This window comes from Micromonospora humida, assembly GCF_016901255.1.
GTDB lineage: Bacteria > Actinomycetota > Actinomycetes > Mycobacteriales > Micromonosporaceae > Micromonospora > Micromonospora wenchangensis.
The window spans coordinates 193176-210969 of sequence record NZ_JAFEUC010000013.1 but is presented as its reverse complement, the minus strand read 5'-3'; the positions used below and the strand labels follow the sequence as shown (position 1 = coordinate 210969).

Sequence of the window (17794 nt, the reverse complement as noted above, 5' to 3'; positions counted from 1 at the left end):
CACGTAGGGCCCCGGCCTTCTCCGCGGTGCGTTTCCGGGCCCCGCAAGGGCGGGTGCGTGGGCGCGATGGGGGTCGTGGACATCGGTGGAACGGGCCCCGGAGAATCGGTGCCGTCGCTGTCGGTGAGCGGAGGCTTCGCACTACCGGGGGTGACGGCTCCACGGATTACGGATGGGTTGCTAACCACCCAACGCGGTGATCAAGGGCAATTAGTGCGCCGCCGCGTGGACGCGGCCAAGGGGCGCAATACGGACAGGTGTCCGATATGCCGGCGCGATCCGCGCGATTTTTCCTGCTGAGTGACCAGACAGTGATGCAATCGAAACATGACTATTGGTGGCGAGGTCCGGAGCCGGTAGCATCCATATTCGTGACAGCCGTTGGACGGCATTGTGCCGGCGGCGTCACGAGTGGCTGTCGACCATTTGGTCGAATGCTGCCCAGGATCTGCCGGCCCCGGTACCGGGCAACTGTGGCCGAGCGGTCCGTCCCGCTTTCGGCTCGCCGCCCAGCCGTGTGAACGGTGGCCGGTGCCCCGATTCGGCCGGGCCCCGATCTGGAAACAAACATTCATGGCGGCTGCGCCAGAACGAGGGAGAAATGGTTGCCATCCGGCAGGTCTCGGCGGACCAGAACAGCGAGTTGGCCGCCTGCGTCAAAGCCTGGCGGCACCGGCTTCCGCCGGATGACCACCAGGTCGCCCGGAGGCGTCGGGGACGCCGGTCCAACGTCACCCAGGAGGAGGTCGCGGAACTGGTCGGGGTGAGCGTCGTCTGGTACAGCAACCTCGAACGCGGCGTACGCGCCAACTACTCCGACGCCTTCCTCGACGCCGTCGCCGGGGCGCTGCGACTCGACCGGCACGAGCGGGAACTGCTGTACCTCCTCGCGATCGGCCGGATGCCCTCACCCGCACCGGCCGGCGCCTCCCCGACCGTCCTCGGCACCGCCCTGCGCCAGTTCGTCGAGGGGCAACGCTGGGCGACCTACGTGCTCGACCGGTACGCGCGGGTGGTGCTGCACAACGACGTGTGCGAGTCCTACTATCCCTGGCTGCGCACCGATCCCAGCTATCCACGCTGGCTGTTCACCGACGCGGACGCCCGGCGGCGGCTGGTCAACTGGGACACCGACTGGGCAGCGCCGCTGCTCACCCAGATGCGCATCGCCCAGGCGCTGCACCCGCAGGACACCGGGATCGCCGCGCTCGTCGACGCCTGCCTTCAGACCAGTCCCGAGGCCCGTTGCCTGTGGGCCGCCCACCCCCCGTCCGGGCGTACCCTGCGGTCGCGGCGCGGCATCCGGCTGGCCAGCGACCACCGCACGACCCTGGTCGACGTGGTCACCCTCACCGACCCGAGCACGAGCGACCTGCAGATCGTGTCGCTGATCCCGGTGGCCGAAGCCGCGTAGCCGCCGTTCCCGCATCCCCTCCGCCGTGGGTGAATTGCACCCCGGCCGGTCCGGCGCGCCTGCGGTCCCCGCCGGTCACGGGCCCCAACTGTCAGTTTAGGAAAGTGGCAATTTCTGGCCGCCGTCCGCACCGCCGGGCAGGATTCTCCACGCCGCTTCCGGAGGCTTTGTGGACTCCTGCGGCCATCGATATGGACCGGAGGCGGACATGAATCCTTTCGACGATGCGGACGGCACGTTTCTGGTGCTGGTGAATGCGGAGTCGCAGCACTCGCTGTGGCCGGAATTCGCCGAGGTGCCCGCGGGCTGGACCGTGGCATGGGGGCCGGGCGATCGGGACGGGGCGCTCCGGTACGTGGAAGAGAACTGGCAGGACATGCGGCCGAGAAGCCTCGCTCTCGCGATGGCTCGGGCCGATGACGCCGCCCTTCGTACCGAGTAATTGCACCCATTCGCCGTGGCGCAGCAGGTGCACCTTCTGTCAGGAGAGTTTCGTATGGCTGAGGACAATCGGCGCTGGCCGTTGAGCAGCGAGCAGCAGCGGCTGTGGTTCCTCGACCGGCTGACGCCGGCGAGTGCCGCGTACCACGTCCCGGTCTCATGGCGGTTGCGGGTCGACGTGCCGCTGCCGGCGGTCGTCGCCACCGTCGGGCGCCTGCTGGCCCGGCACGACGCGTTGTTCCTGGCCTTCGACGAGGTCGACGGCGAGCCCGTGCAGCGGCTGGTGTCCACCCGCGAGGTTCCCCTGACGGTCCACGACCTCACCGACCACCCCGCCGCCGAGCGCGACGCGCGCAGCGCCGAGGTGGTCCGGGAGGTGTCCCGCGCCCCCTTCGACCTGCGCGTCGGGCCCCTGGTCCGGGCAGCCGTCTTCACGGTCGACGGCCAGGTGCGGCTGCTCCACCTGACCTTCCACCACATCGCCGTCGACGGCCTCTCCCTGGAGATCATCGAACGCGAACTCGCCGTCGGCCTCAGCGACGCCGCCGGCCTCGCCGACGGCCCACGGCAGAGCGACGCCGCCGGATCGAGCAACGCCGTCGGGGCCGGTGCCGCCGGCGGGTCGGGGGACGCCGCCGGGTCGGCGGTGCCGGCCTACGTCGAGCACTGCCTCCGGCAGCAGCGGTGGTCGGCCGGGCCGCAGGCGCAGCGGGAACTCGACAGCCGCGTGGCGCAGTTGCGGGGCGCGCCGGAACTGCTCGAACTCGGGCGCGACCGGAACCGGCCCCGGGACTTCAGCTATCGCGGCGAGACCCTGCGGTTCACGGTGCCGCCGCAGCTCCGCGACCGGGTACGGGACCTGGCCGGACGGCACGGGGTCACGCCGTACGTGGTGCTGCTGGCGGCCTTCACCGTCTTCCTGCACCGGCAGAGCGGCCAGACCGACGTGGTCGTCGGTTCGCCGGTCGCCGGCCGGGGGGACAGCCGGTTCCTGGACGTGGTCGGGTTGTTCGCCGGCACGATGGTGTCCCGTACCGACCTGAGCGGTGAACCGACGTTCGGAACCGTCGTGGCGCGTACCCAGGAGTCGGTGCTGGCCGCCCTGGAACACCTGGACGTGCCGTTCGACCACCTGGTCAACCGGCTGGTGCCGACGCGGGTGCCGAGCCACGGCCCGCTCGTGCAGGTGCTGTTCGCGTTCCACGAGAACGGGCCGGGTGCGGTCGGCGGGTCGTTCCTGAGCCGCGAGTTCGTGCCGACGGACACCGCGAAGCTGGACCTCACGTTCACCGTCTACGACGTCGCCGGCCGGTACGACGTCGAGATCGAGTACTGCACGGACCTGTTCCTGCGCGCCACGGTCGAACACTTCTTCCGGCACTGGTCGAGTCTGCTGGGCAGCGCCCTCGACCGGCCCGACCTGGCGATCGGGCAGCTCGCGGCGATGGACGACACCGAGCGGGAGCTGGTGCGGTCCTGGACCACACCGTCCCCGGTGGATCTTCCCGACGGTGAGTTGGTGCATGAGTTGGTGGGGCGGTGGGTGGGTGTGTCGCCGGGTGCGGTGGCGGTGGTGTGTGGGGAGGTGGTGTTGACGTATGGGGAGTTGGGGGTGTTGTCGGATCGGGTGGCGGGGTTGTTGCGGGGTTTGGGTGTGGGTGGTGGTGGGTTGGTGGGGGTGTGTGTGGGGCGGTCGGTGGATGCGGTGGTGTGGTGTTTGGGGGTGTTGAAGGTTGGTGCGGCGTATGTGCCGTTGGATGTTGATTATCCGGTGGAGCGGTTGTCGTTGATGTTGGTGGATTCGGGTGTGTCGGTGGTGTTGGGGGGTTCGGGTGTGGCGGGGCGGTTGCCGTCGGGTCCGTGGCGGGTGGTGGAGATCGGTGTGGACGGTCCGGAGCCGGAGGCTGCGCAGGCGGCGGAGGCGGCGGAGGTGCCGGCTCCGGTGGTGACGGGGGACAGTGCGGCGTATGTGATCTACACGTCGGGCTCGACCGGCCGACCCAAGGGCGTCACGGTGACCCACCGCAACGCTGCCCGGCTGTTCGCCTCGGCGGCCCGGGAGTTCCGGTTCGGCCCGGACGACGTCTGGTCGATGTTCCACAGCATGTCGTTCGACGTCAGCGTCTGGGAGATCTGGGGCGCGTTGAGCACCGGCGGCCGGCTGGTCGTGGTGCCCTACTGGGTCTCCCGCAGCCCCGAGGACCTGTACACGCTGGTCCGGGACGCACAGGTGACCGTGTTCAGTCAGACGCCGTCGGCGTTCGTCCAGTTCGAGGCCGTCGACGCCCGCCTCGGTGACCCGCTGCGGCTGCGCTACGTCATCTTCGCCGGTGAGGCGTTGGAACGCGGCTCGGTACGCCGGTGGACGCAGCGGCGCGGCGCGGACCGCCCCCGGCTGGTCAACATGTACGGGATCACCGAGACCACCGTGCACGACACCTTCCGCGAGATCGTGCCGGACGACCTGGACCGGGCGCTCACCCAGATCGGCCGCCCCCTGGCGGACATGGCGATCCACGTCCTGGACGGGTACCTGCGCCCCTGCCCGGTCGGCGTCACCGGGGAGATGTACGTCGGCGGTCCGGGGGTGGCCCGGGGCTACCTCGGCCAACCCGGCCTGACCGCGGGACGTTTCGTGGCGGACCCGGTGGGAGCCGAGCCGGGGGCCCGCCTCTACCGCAGCGGCGACCTGGCCCGGTGGCGTCCGGACGGGACCCTGGAGTACGCGGGCCGCGCCGACAGCCAGGTCAAGATCCGCGGCTTCCGGGTGGAGCTGACCGAGATCGAGGCGACCGCCCACCAGTTCCCCGGCGTCACCGCCGCGGCGGTCACCATCCGCCCCGACGACGCGGGGGCACCGCAGCTCATCGCGTACGTGTCGGGGGAGGCCGGGTCGGCGGTGCCGGTCGCCGACCTGCGGCGGTGGCTGGCGGACCGGCTGCCGGACTACATGGTGCCGGGGCGGTTCGTGGAGTTGGCGGCGATCCCGCTGACGCCGAGCGGCAAGACCGACCACCGGCGGCTGCCCGACCCGGACGAGGCCCGCCCCGCCGGCAGCGGTGACTACGTGGCGCCGCAGGGACCGGTCGAGCGGCGGCTCGCCGAGATCTGGGTCGAGGCGCTCGGCCCGGTCCAGGTGGGCCGGCACGACAACTTCTTCCACCTGGGTGGGGACTCGATCCGCAGCATCCGGGTGCTCGGCGCGGCCCGCGCCAGCGGCATCTCCTTCGCGTTGCAGGAGCTGTTCCACCGGCCGACGGTCGCCGAACTCGCCACCGTCTGCACGGTCGTCGACCTGCCCGACGCCCCGGTACGTCGGCCGTTCGAACTGGTCGCCGCCACCGACCGGGCGCACCTGCCGGACGGTCTCGTCGACGCGTACCCGATGACGGCGTTGCAGGTGGGCATGGTCTACGAGATGACCCGCGACCTGGAGCGGCTGCCGTACCACAACGTCGACAGCATGAAGGTGCGGGCACCGTTCGAGGCGGACGCCTTTACCCGGGCGGTCGCCCACGTGGTACGCCGGCATCCGATCCTGCGCACGGCGCTGTCGCTGACCGACCACAGCGAGCCGCTGCAACTGGTGCACGCCGAGGCGGTGCTGCCGGTCGGCGTCGACGACCTGCGTGACCTGGACGAGGCGGCGCAGGACGAGATCGTCCGGTCCTACCTGGAACACCAGCGGGTCACCCCGTTCGACCACGACCGCCCGCCGCTGCTGCGGATGCACGTGCACCGCCGCTCGGACGAGGTGTTCCAGTGGACGCTGACCGAGCACCACGCCGTGTTCGACGGCTGGAGCCTGCACTCCACCCTCAGCGAGATCATGCGGGTCTACCAGGGCCTGCGTGCCGGTGTGGAGCCGACCGACCCGCCGTTGAGCGCGCAGTACCGCGACTTCGTCGAGCTGGAACGCGCCGCGCTGACGTCGGCGGAGACCGAGCAGTTCTGGCGTGAGCGGCTGGCCGACCCGCCGGACACCCGGCTGCTGCGCTGGCCCGACGGGCCGGTGCCGCAGCTACCCGCCGAGGCCCGCTTCACGGGCGAGTGGTGGTACGCCACCGACGCCCGCCAACGGTACGGCTCGGTCGAGACGGTGCTCAGCCCGGAACTCTGCACGGCGCTGCGGGAACTGGCCACCCGGTGCGGTGCGTCGCTGAAGACCCTCTTCGTCGCCGCCTGCCTGCGTACCGTCGGTTACGCCACCGGCGCGACGGACGTCCTGGTCGGGGTGACCGCCAACGGCCGCCCCGAGGAGCGTGGCGGCGACGACGTCCGTGGGCTGTTCCTCAACACGCTGCCGTTCCGGCTGGTGCTGCCGGACGGCCGGTGGACCGACCTGATCGCCGAGGTCTTCGCGGCCGAACGGGACATGTTGCCGCACCGCCGCTTCCCGATGGCCGAGATGCAACGCCGGCTCGGCATGGACCAGCCGGTCAACGTCAACTTCGTCTACAACCACTTCCACGTGATGGCCGAGATGCTGTCCGACCGGGGCACCGAGATCCTCGACGGCAAGATCGGCAGCTTCTCCACCGTCCGGGCCGAGCCGACGAACTTCCCGCTCAACATCGGGGTCGTCCGGGACCCGGTCTCCGACCGGGTGCTGCTGGCGATGGACTTCCACACCGACGCGGTGCGGGCCGAGCAGGTGCGGCTGCTGCGCGACTGGTTCGTGGCCGCCCTCTGGGACATGGTGACCACCCCGGACCGCCACTACCTGCGCGGACCGCTGACGACCGCGCCGGCCCCGACCGGCGTGCCGGCCCTGGTCGACGTGGCGGCGGCGGGCCCGGGGGCCACCGGCCCGGCGGGGCCGGCGGCGTGGACCGACCCGGCGGACGCGGGTGCCGGTGAGTTGGTGCATGAGTTGGTGGGTCGGTGGGTGGGTGTGTCGCCGGGTGCGGTGGCGGTGGTGTGTGGGGAGGTGGTGTTGACGTATGGGGAGTTGGGGGTGTTGTCGGATCGGGTGGCGGGGTTGTTGCGGGGTTTGGGTGTGGGTGGTGGTGGGTTGGTGGGGGTGTGTGTGGGGCGGTCGGTGGATGCGGTGGTGTGGTGTTTGGGGGTGTTGAAGGTTGGTGCGGCGTATGTGCCGTTGGATGTTGATTATCCGGTGGAGCGGTTGTCGTTGATGTTGGTGGATTCGGGTGTGTCGGTGGTGTTGGGGGGTTCGGGTGTGGCGGGGCGGTTGCCGTCGGGTCCGTGGCGGGTGGTGGAGGTGGATGCCGAGGGGTCGGCGGTGGGGGAGCCGGCCCCGGTGGATGGGGCGTCGGCGTCGTCGGTGGTGACGGGGGACAGTGCGGCGTATGTGATCTACACGTCGGGCTCGACCGGCCGGCCCAAGGGCGTCACCGTCCCGCACTCCGCGGTCACCCGGCTGCTGCACTGGGGGCGGGACTTCCTGCACGCCGGCCCCGACGACGTCTGGTCGATGTTCCACAGCATGTCGTTCGACTTCTCCGTCTGGGAGATCTGGGGTGCGTTGAGCACCGGCGGCCGGCTGGTCGTGGTGCCCTACTGGGTCTCCCGCAACCCGGAGGACTTCCACCGGCTGGTGACCGGGGCCGGGGTGACCGTGCTCAACCAGACCCCCTCGTCCTTCGCCCAGTTCGAGGAGGTCGACTCCCGGTCGGACCAGCCGCACGCGCTGCGCTGGGTGATCTTCGGCGGCGAGGCGCTGGAACACGCGTCGGTGCGCCGCTGGGCCGCGCGGCACGGCTGGGACCGGCCCCGGCTGGTCAACATGTACGGGATCACCGAGACCACCGTGCACGTCACCGCCCGTACCCTCGGGCCGGACGACGTCGGGGACGGTCTGAGCCGGATCGGCCGCGAGGTGGCCGGGCTGACCGCCCACGTCCTCGACCCGATGCTGGTCCCCGTCCCGATCGGCGCGGTCGGCGAACTGTACGTCGGCGGCGCGCGGCTGGCCCGGGGGTACGCCGGCCGGCCGGCGCTGACTGCCGAGCGGTTCGTCGCCGACCCGTACGGCAGCCGGCCCGGTGGGCGGCTGTACCGCACCGGTGACCGGGTGCGGCTGCGCCCTGACGGCGACCTGGAGTACGCCGGCCGGGTCGACAACATGGTCAACATCCGGGGCTTCCGGGTCGAGCCCGGCGAGATCGAGGGCACCCTCGCCCGACACCCGGCGGTCGGCGCGGCCGTGGTGACCGCCCGCACCGACGGGCCCGGTCGGGTCACCCTGGTCGGCTACGTCACGCCGGCTGGCACCGCCCCCCTCACCGCCGCCGAGGTACGCGAGTGGCTGCGGCACCAGCTTCCCGAGTACCTGCTGCCGGCCCGGCTCATGGTGCTCGACGCGCTGCCGCTGACGCCCACCGGGAAGGTCGACCGGGCGGCGCTGCCCGAACCCGACCTCGACGGCGCGGTCACCGGCCCGGCCGCCCGGACCCCGGCCGAACGAATCCTCTGCGACCTGTTCGCCGAACTGCTCGGCGTGTCCGAGGTGGGCATCGACGGGAGCTTCTTCGGCCTCGGCGGCGACAGCATCATGTCCATCCAACTGGTCAGCCGGGCCCGCCGAGCCGGCCTGCACCTCAAACCGAAGGACGTCTACCAGCAGCGCACCGTCCGCGCCCTGGCCGCCGTGGCGACCACAGTGGACGACCGGACCGTCGAACGTCCGGACGACGCGACAGGTGCGGTGCCGGTGACGCCGATCCTGGCCTGGGCCCGGGAGGAGCTTGGCGGCCCACTTGACGCGTTCAGCCAGTCGATGCTGGTCCGGGTGCCCGCCGCGACGACCGTCGACGAGGTGCGGCAGGCGTTGCAGGCGCTGCTCGACCACCATCCCGCGCTGCGCATGCGGGCCCGCACCGGGGACGGGCCGTGGGAGCTGGACATCCCGCCCGCCGGGGCGGTACGCGCCGAGGACTGCCTGCACACCGTCGACCTGACCGACGCCACCCCGGCCGGGCGCTCGACGGCCCTCGCGGACCAGGCACAGGCCGCCCGAGACCGGTTGCGTCCCGCCGACGGGGTGCTCGTGCAGGCCGTCTGGTTCCCGGCCGGCCCGCAGACCGGCAACCGGCTGCTGCTGGTCGTCCACCACTTCGCCGTCGACGGGGTGTCGTGGCGCATCCTGCTCGGCGATCTCCGGGCCGCCTGCGCCGCGCTCGGCGACGGGAGACCGCCGACGTTGGAGCCGGTGGGCACGTCCCTGCGTGGCTGGGCGCGGCAGGTCGCGGCGCTCACCGACGGACCGGTCCGCGAGGACGAACTGGCCGGCTGGACGCGGCTGCTGGACCGGCCGGCGACGCCGCTCGGCGAGCGCCCCCTCGACCCCCGGGTCGACGTCTTCGCCCGGCTGCGCAGCCTCTCCCGCAGCGCCTCGACGGACTGCACCTCGGCCGTGCTCACCACCGCCCCGGCCGCGTACCGCACCGGGGTGGACGAGATCCTGCTGACCGCGCTGGCCCTGGCGCTGCCGCCGTGGCTGGCCCGGCGGGGCCGGGGCGGCACCGACGGGGTGCTGGTCAACCTGGAGGGGCACGGCCGCGACGGTCTGGTGCCGGACGCCGACCTGTCCCGCACCGTCGGCTGGTTCACCCGCATCCACCCCGTCCGGCTCGACCCGGGTCCGGTGGACGCCGCGCAGGTCCGCTCCGACGGTCAGGCGGTCAGCGCCGCGGTGAAACGGATCAAGGAGCAGCTCCGCGCCCTGCCACCCGCCGGCGGGTACGGCGTACTGCGCTATCTCGACCCGCGTACCGGCCCGGTGCTGGCCGGGATGCCGGCCCCCCAGGTGGCCTTCAACTACCTGGGCCGGTTCCCCGCCGCCGCACCGGACGACTGGGGGCCGGCCGAGGAGGGCGCGGTGCTGCGGGGCGGGGCCGATCCCCGGCACCCCGTGCCGCACGTGCTGGAGGTCGCCGCCGTCACCGTCGACGGCCCGACCGGCCCGCACCTGCGGACCACCTGGTCGTGGCCGGCGGAGCTGCTGGCCGAGGCCGACGTGGCCGACCTCGCGGACGACTGGCACGCCGCCCTGGAGGCGGTGGTGGCCGGCGCGACGGCACCCGCCGCCGGCGGTCCCACGCCGTCGGACCTGACGCTGGTCACGCTGAGCCAGGACGAGATCGACGACTTTGAGCAGGAACTGGCGGCGGAACAGGGAGCGGTGTCATGACCACGTCGAGCATCGAGGACATTCTGCCGCTGGCACCCCTACAGGCCGGGATGATGTTCCACTCCTGGCACCAGAGCAGCGGGCCGGAGGTGCAGACCGCGCAGCTGATCCTGGACCTGCACGGTCCGCTGGACGTCGCCGCGCTGCGGGCGGCGGCGGAGGCGCTGCTGCGCCGCTACCCCAACCTGCGGGCGAGTTTCCGGGAACGCCGCTCCGGCCCACCCGTGCAGGTGGTCGTCCGCCAGCCGGAGCTGTCCTGGACGGAAGTCACCGTCGCACCGCAGGAGGACCCGGACGCCGCCCTCGCCCGGCACACCGAGGCCGACCAGGGACGGCGGTTCGACCTGCGGCGGGCCCCGCTGATCGGGTTCCGGCTGATCCGGGTCGACAGCCACCGGCACCGGCTCGTCGTCACCTACCACCACATCCTGCTCGACGGCTGGTCCACCGCCCTGCTCATCCGTGACCTGTGCTCCCTCTACGAGCAGGGCGACGTGCTGCCACCGGCCCCGTCGTACCGGGACTTCCTGGGCTGGCTGGCCGGGCGGGACCGGCCGGGCGCGGAGGCGGCCTGGCGGACGGCGCTGGCGGACCTGGCCGGGCCCACCCTCGTCGCCCCGGCCGACCCGACCCGCGTCCCGGTCTGGCCCGGCGACCTGCCTGCCGAACTCGACCCGGCGGCCACGGCGGACCTGGTGGCGTTCGCCCGCCGGCACGACCTCACCGTCAACACCCTCGTGCAGGGCGCGTGGGCGCTGCTGATCGGCCAGCTCACCGGACGCGACGACGTGACGTTCGGCGCGGCGGTCTCCGGCCGGCCACCCGAGCTGCCCGGGTCCGAGAACATGGTCGGGCTGCTGATGAACGTGGTGCCGGTACGGGTCCGGCTGCGCCGCGACGAACCCCTGTCGGCGCTGCTGACCCGCCTGCAGCACGAGCAGGCGCAGCTCATCGAGCACCACCACCTGGGCCTGGCCGACATCCAGAAGGTCGCCGGGACCGGCGAGCTGTTCGACACCTGCGTCGCGTTCGAGAACTTCCCCGACTCCGGTGAGCTGCGCTGCGGGCCGCTGCGGGTGGAGGCGGGTGCCGCCGACGCCGCCCACTACCCGCTGAGCCTGAACGCGGCGGCCGGCACCCGGCTGCGGATGCGGCTGTCGTACCGGCCCGACCTGTTCCCGGTGGGGTTCGCCCGGGGCCTGCTGCGCCGGTTCACCCGGCTGCTGACCGAACTGCCCACCCTGCTCGGGACGCGTACCGGCCGGCTCGACCTGCTCGACGTGCCCGAGCGGCTCCGGCTGTCGACCCAGGGCCGCAACCCCGACCCGGTGCCGGTGGCGACCCTGCCGGCCCTGGTCGAGGCGTGGGCGGCCGGCACGCCCGACGCGGTCGCCGTCCGCTGCGGGGCGGACCGGCTGACGTACGGCGGGTTGAACGCGCGGGCGAACCGGCTCGCCCACGCGCTGATCGCCCGGGGGATCGGCCCGGAGCAGCTCGTCGCGCTGGTCCTGCCGCGCGGGGTGGACCTGGTCACCGCGATCCTCGCGGTGACCAAGGCGGGAGCCGGGTACCTGCCGGTCGACCCGGAGTACCCGGGCCCGCGCGTCGCGCAGATGCTCGCCGACGCCGCGCCGGCCGGAGTGGTGTTCGCCGGGGCGGACGCCGCGCCGACGGCCCGCGCCGCCGCCGTGGCCGCCGCCCTGCCCCGGATCGACCTCGACGACCCGGCGCTGCTCGCCGAGCTGTCCGACCACCCGGAACGCGACCCCACCGACCGGGACCGCCGCACCCCGCTGCTGCCGACCCACCCGGCGTACGTGATCTTCACCTCCGGGTCCACCGGACGGCCGAAGGGCGTCGTCGTCACCCACCAGGGCGTCAGCAGCCTCGCCGCCACCCAGGCCGACCGGCTCGGCGTGGACGGTCGGGCCCGCGTCCTCCAGTTCGCCTCACCCAGCTTCGACGCCTCGTTCTGGGAACTGTGCATGGCGTTGACCTCGGGCGCGGCCCTCGTCGTGCCTACCGAACGGCTGCTCGTCGGCGACCTGCTCGCCGACTTCGTCCGGGCCCACGGGATCACCCACGCGACGCTGCCCCCGGCGGTGCTCACCCCGCTGGCCGCGCAGCCCCTGCCCACCCTGCGTTCCCTGGTGCTGGCCGGCGAGGCGTGCCCCGCCGAACTGGTCACCCGCTGGGCGGAGGGCCGTCGCATGGTCAACGCGTACGGCCCGACGGAGACGACGGTCTGCGCCACCATGAGCGCCGACCTGCGGGCCGACCGGGCCGGGTCCGGGGCCGCCGTGCCCATCGGCCGCCCGGTCCGCAACTGCCAGGTGTACGTCCTCGACGACGCCCTGCGGCTGGTCCCCGCCGGGGTGGCCGGTGAACTGTACGTCTCCGGCCGGGCCCTGGCCCGGGGCTACCTGCGCCGGCCGGGGCTGACCGCGACCCGGTTCCTGGCCGACCCGTACGCGGGGCCGGGGGAGCGGATGTACCGCACCGGTGACCTGGTGCGCTGGCGTCCCGACGGCGAGCTGGAGTTCGTCGGCCGGGTGGACGACCAGGTGAAGGTGCGCGGCCACCGGATCGAACCGGGCGAGGTGGAGGCGGTGCTGACCCGGCACGACACGGTCGCCCAGGCGGCGGTGGTCGTCCGGGAGGTGGGCGCGGGCGGGCGGCAGCTCGTCGGCTACCTGGTGGGCCCGCCGGACGGTCCCGCCCCCGACCCGGCCACGGTCCGCGCCTTCGTCGCCGGCCACCTGCCCGAGTACATGGTGCCGAACGTCCTGGTGCCCCTGGCGGCCCTGCCGCTGAACCGCAACGGCAAGGTCGACCGGGCGGCCCTGCCCGCACCCGACCAGGAGCCGACGACCGTCGCCGACCAGCCGGGCACCGCCACCGAGAAACTGCTGTGCGACCTGTTCGCCGAGGTGCTGGGGGTGCCCACGGTCGGCGTCACGGACAGCTTCTTCGGCCTCGGCGGCGACAGCATCTCGTCGATCCAGCTGGTCAGCCGGGCGCAGAGCGAGGGGCTGGCCATCCGGCCCCGGGACGTCGTCGCGCACCCGACCGTCGCCCGGCTCGCCGCCGTCGCCGACCTGGCCGCCGACCACAGCCGGGACGCCGCCGTCAGCGGTGCCGACGACGGGGTGGGTGAGTTCGAGCCGACGCCGATCATGGAGTGGCTGCGGGCGGCCGGCGGACCGGTCGACGGCTACTACCAGTCCATGGTGGTCCGGGTCCCCGCCGACCTGACCGAACCGGATCTCCGTGCCGCCCTCCAGGCGGTGCTGGACCGGCACGACACGCTGCGGATGCGGCTGGACCGGCCGTCCTGCCCCGACGGCCCGTGGCGGCTGGACGTGGCGGCACCGGGCAGCGTACCGGCCGCGTCGGTGCTGACCCGGGTGCCCGTCGACCCGGACACGCCGGAGCCGGACCGCCGCCGGATCGTCGCCGACCACGCGGCGGCGGCCCAGGCCCGGCTCGCGCCGGGTGCGCGGATGATGCTCCAGGCCGTCTGGTTCGACGCCGGACCCGGGCACCGGGGCCGGCTGCTGCTGGCCGCCCACCACCTCGCCGTCGACGCGACGTCCTGGCGGATCCTGCTGCCCGACCTGGCCGCCGCGTGGGCGGCGGTGTCCGCCGGTGGACGGCCCGAGCTGGCCCCGGTCACCACCTCGTACCGGCGGTGGTCGACGCTGCTGGGCGAGGAGGCGACCCGACCGGCCCGCAGCGCCGAACTGGACCTGTGGCGCGGGATGCTGGCCGCGCCCCCGCCGCCGGTCGGCACCCGTGCCCTGGACCCGGCCCGGGACACCGCCCGGACCGCCCGTTCGCTGGCGCAGACCGTCCCGGTGGAGCTGTCGGCGGCGCTGCTGCGCCGGGTGCCGGACGCGCTGCACGCCCGGGTCGACGAGGTGCTGCTGGCCGCGCTGACCGTCGCGGTCGCGTCGGGCCGGCCGGGCGGGCTGCTGGTCGACGTCGAGAGCCACGGCCGGGAGCCGCTGGCCGACCACGTGGACGTCGCCCGTACCGTCGGCTGGTTCACCAGCCTGTACCCGGTGCGACTGGACCCGGGGGCGGTGGACTGGGCGCAGGTGTGGGCCGCCGGGCCCGCCGTCGGCACCGTCGTGCGGCGGGTCAAGGAGCAGCTCCGCGCGGTGCCCGACCACGGCATCGGGTACGGGTTGCTGCGCTACCTGAACCTGGCCACCGGCCCCGAACTCGCCGGACTGGGCCGCCCGCAGTTCGGCTTCAACTACCTGGGCCGGCTCGGTGGCGGCACGTCCGAGGCGGACTGGACCCCCGTACCGCAGGACGCCCTCGGCGGTGACGTCGACGCGGACATGCCGCTGCCGCACGCGGTGTCGCTGAACGCCGTCACCGTGGACCTCGCCGACGGGCCGCAGCTGCGGGCCACCTGGACCTGGGCCGGCGACGCCGTGCCCGAGGCCCGGGTCCGCGAGCTGGCCGACGGGTGGCTGCGCGCGCTGGAGGTGCTGGCGGACAGCACCGCGAACCCGGCGGTGGGCCGGATCCCCTCCGACTTTCCGCTGGTCACGATCGGTCAGGGGGAGCTGGACACGATCTCGGCCGAGCATCCCCGGCTGACCGACCTGCTGCCGCTGGCCCCGTTGCAGGAGGGCATCCTCTACCACGCCACGTACGCCGGGACCGGCGCGGACGTCTACACCGCCCAGCTGACCCTGGAGCTGACCGGCCGGCTGGACCCGGCGGCCCTGCGTCGGGCCGCCCGGGACCTGCTGACCCGGCATCCGCACCTGGGTGCGGCGTTCCGGCAGCGGCTCACCGGCCCCCCGGTGCAGGTGATCGGCGACGGCGTCGAGCTGCCCTGGCAGGAGGTCGACCTGTCGGCGCTGCCCGCCGGGCAGGCGCAGGCCGAGGCCGCCCGCATCGCCGACACGCAACGGCGTCGACGCTTCGACCCGGCCCGGCCGCCGCTGCTGCGGTTCAGCCTGGTCCGCCTGGGTGCCGAGCGGTACCGCCTCGACTTCACCCACCACCACATCCTGCTCGACGGCTGGTCGCTGTCGCTCGTCGTCCGCGACCTGATCGCGCTCTACGAGCACCATCGGGGGGCCGCCGCCCCGCCGCCGCCGGTGCCGTTCCGCACCTATCTGGACTGGGTGGCCCGGCAGGACCGGCCGGCCGCCGAGGCGGCGTGGCGGACGGCGCTGGCCGGGCTGGCCGAACCGACCCTGCTGGCCGGGCCGGGTGCCGCCCACCCGACGGCGCTGCCCCGCGACCTCGACGTCGAGCTGGACGAGGGGCTGACGACGGCGCTGACCGCCCTGGCCCGGGAGCGGGGCGTCACCGTGAACACCGTGCTCCAGGCCGCCTGGGGGGTGTTGCTCGGTTACCTGACCGGGCGTGCCGACGTGGTGTTCGGGATGCCGGTGGCGGGCCGCCCGCCGGAGCTGCCCGGCGTCGCGACGATGGTGGGGCTGTTCCTCAACACGCTGCCGGTACGGGTACGGACCGGCCCCCGGGAGGCGTTCGGCGACCTGCTGACCCGGCTGCACGGCGAGCAGTCCGCGCTGGTGCCGCACCAGTACCTGGGGCTGGGCGCGGTGCAGCGGCTCGCCGGCACCCCCGGCACCCTCTTCGACACCCTGTACGTCTTCGAGAACTACCCGGTCGCGCTGGACGGCACCCCGGCCCTGGGCGAGGCCCGGATCACCGACGTGCAGGGCCGCGACGCCACCCACTACCCGCTCGCCGTGGTGGTGCTCCCCGGGGCCCGGATGCGGATCCGCCTCAGCCACCAGCCGGACCTGGTCTCCCCGGCGACCGCCGACGCGGTGCTGGAACGGTTGCGGGCGCTGCTGGCGGCGGTCGTCGCCGACCCGGGTATCCCGGTGGCCCGGCTGTCCCCGCTCACCGGGGCGGACCGGCGGCTGCTCGCCGAGGCCAACGACACGACCGTCCCGCCGGCCCGGACCGATCCGGACACGCTGGTCGGCCGGTTCGAGGCGCAGGTGCGACGCACCCCGGACGCGGTCGCCGTCCACGACGGCGACGGGGAGCTGAGCTACGCCGACCTGGACGCCGCCGCCAACCGGCTGGCCCACCTGCTGATCGGCCGCGGCGTCGGCCCGGAACGGGTGGTGGCCGTCGCGCTGCCCCGCTCCACGGCCAGCCTGGTGGCGATCCTCGCCACGGTCAAGGCGGGTGCCGCGTACCTGCCGGTGGACCCGGAGTATCCGGCGGCACGACGGGCCCTGATGGTCAGCGACAGCGGGGCCGACTGCGTGCTGACGACCGGGGGGACCGTCGGGCAGTGGGTCGCCGCGGGCTGCCCCGCCGACCGCTGCCTCGACGTCGACGCCCCGGCCGTGGGGGAACTGCTCGCCCGGCAACCGGCGACCGCCCCCACCGACCGGGACCGGTCCACGCCGCTGCGCGTCGCCCATCCCGCGTACGTCATCTACACCTCCGGCTCGACCGGCCGGCCCAAGGGCGTCGTCGTGCCGCACGCCGGCATCGTCAACCGGCTGGCCTGGATGCAGGACCGGTACCGGCTGACCGCCGCCGACCGGGTCCTGCACAAGACGAGCCTCAGCTTCGACGTGTCGGTGTGGGAGATGTTCTGGCCGCTGTCCACCGGCGCGGCGGTCGTCGTCGCCGACGCGGACGACCAGCGGGACCCGACCCGGCTGGCCCGGCTGATCGAGCGGCAGCGGGTCACCACCGCCCACTTCGTACCGTCGGTGCTGGCCGCCTTCCTGGCCGAGCCGGTCGCGGCGCACTGCGTCGGCCTGCGCCTGGTGATCTGCAGCGGCGAGGCGCTGGACCCGGAACTCGCCCACCGGTTCCACGCCACCTGCGGCGCGGACCTGCACAACCTGTACGGGCCCACCGAGGCGTCCGTGGACGTCACCCACTGGCCGGTGCCGGCGGGCAGCCGGGCGGCGTACGTGCCGATCGGGCGGCCCATCTGGAACACCCGGGTGCACGTGCTGGACGGTTTCCTGCGACCGGTGCCCCCGGGGGTGGTGGGCGACCTCTACCTGACCGGCGTCGGCCTGGCCCGGGGCTACCTGGACCGCCCCGGGCTGACCGCCGAGCGGTTCCTGGCCGACCCGTTCGGCGGGCCGGGGGAGCGGATGTACCGCACCGGGGACCGGGCGGCCTGGGACCCCGCCGGCCAGGTGGTCTTCCACGGGCGCGACGACCAGCAGGTCAAGGTGCGGGGCTTCCGCGTCGAACTGGGCGAGATCGACGCGGCGCTGGCCCGCTGCGCCGGGGTGCTGGCGGCGGCGACGGCGGTCCGCGAGGACGTGCCGGGCATCCGCCGGATCGTCGGGTACGTGGTGCCGACGCCGGCCGGCCCGTTCGATCCGGTCCGGTTGCGCGACGAGCTGGCCGCGAGCCTGCCGGCGCACCAGGTGCCGGCGGCGTTCGTCGCGCTCGACGCGTTGCCGCTCGGGCCGACCGGCAAGCTCGACCGGGCGGCCCTGCCCGCGCCGCCGGTGCCCACGGCCGACCCGGTCGCCGCCGCGCCGCTCGACGGGCTGCCGGCCCGGCTGTGCGAGCTGTTCAGCGAGGTGCTGGGGGTGCCGGCGGGGGTCGACGACGACTTCTTCGACCTGGGCGGGGACTCGTTGACCGCGATGCGGCTGGTGCACGGCGTCGAGGCGGCGCTCGGCGTCGACCTGGAGGTCGTGGAGCTGATGGCGCACCCCACCCCCGCCCGGCTGGCCGCGCGCCTGCCCGAACCGGTGCCGGCCGCCGACTGACCCGGCCGCCCTCCCACCGACCAG

Annotated in this window: 4 protein-coding genes; all 4 read left to right on the top strand. The window is 73.9% G+C overall.

Annotated features, from left to right (window positions below; genetic code table 11):
- Positions 1-601: 601 nt before the first annotated feature.
- The 4 genes from JQX11_RS24490 to JQX11_RS24475 all read left to right on the top strand — a co-directional run bounded on the left by JQX11_RS24490 (position 602) and on the right by JQX11_RS24475 (position 17770).
- A complete protein-coding gene (locus tag JQX11_RS24490) occupies positions 602-1414 on the top strand; it encodes a helix-turn-helix domain-containing protein (protein ID WP_204927303.1) in 813 nt (270 codons plus the stop codon).
- 208 nt (positions 1415-1622) lie between these two features.
- Positions 1623-1856, top strand: a complete 234-nt coding sequence (locus JQX11_RS24485; protein ID WP_204927302.1) for an MbtH family protein — start codon at positions 1623-1625, stop codon at positions 1854-1856.
- Positions 1857-1910: 54 nt separating this feature from the next.
- A complete protein-coding gene (locus JQX11_RS33175) occupies positions 1911-10007 on the top strand; it encodes a non-ribosomal peptide synthetase (protein WP_204927301.1) in 8097 nt (2698 codons plus the stop codon).
- The gene (locus JQX11_RS24475; protein WP_204927300.1) at positions 10004-17770 is read left to right on the top strand and encodes a non-ribosomal peptide synthetase; all 7767 of its coding nucleotides are present in this window, start codon (positions 10004-10006) and stop codon (positions 17768-17770) included. The genes JQX11_RS33175 and JQX11_RS24475 overlap by 4 nt, the downstream gene beginning before the upstream one ends.
- Positions 17771-17794 lie beyond the last annotated feature (24 nt).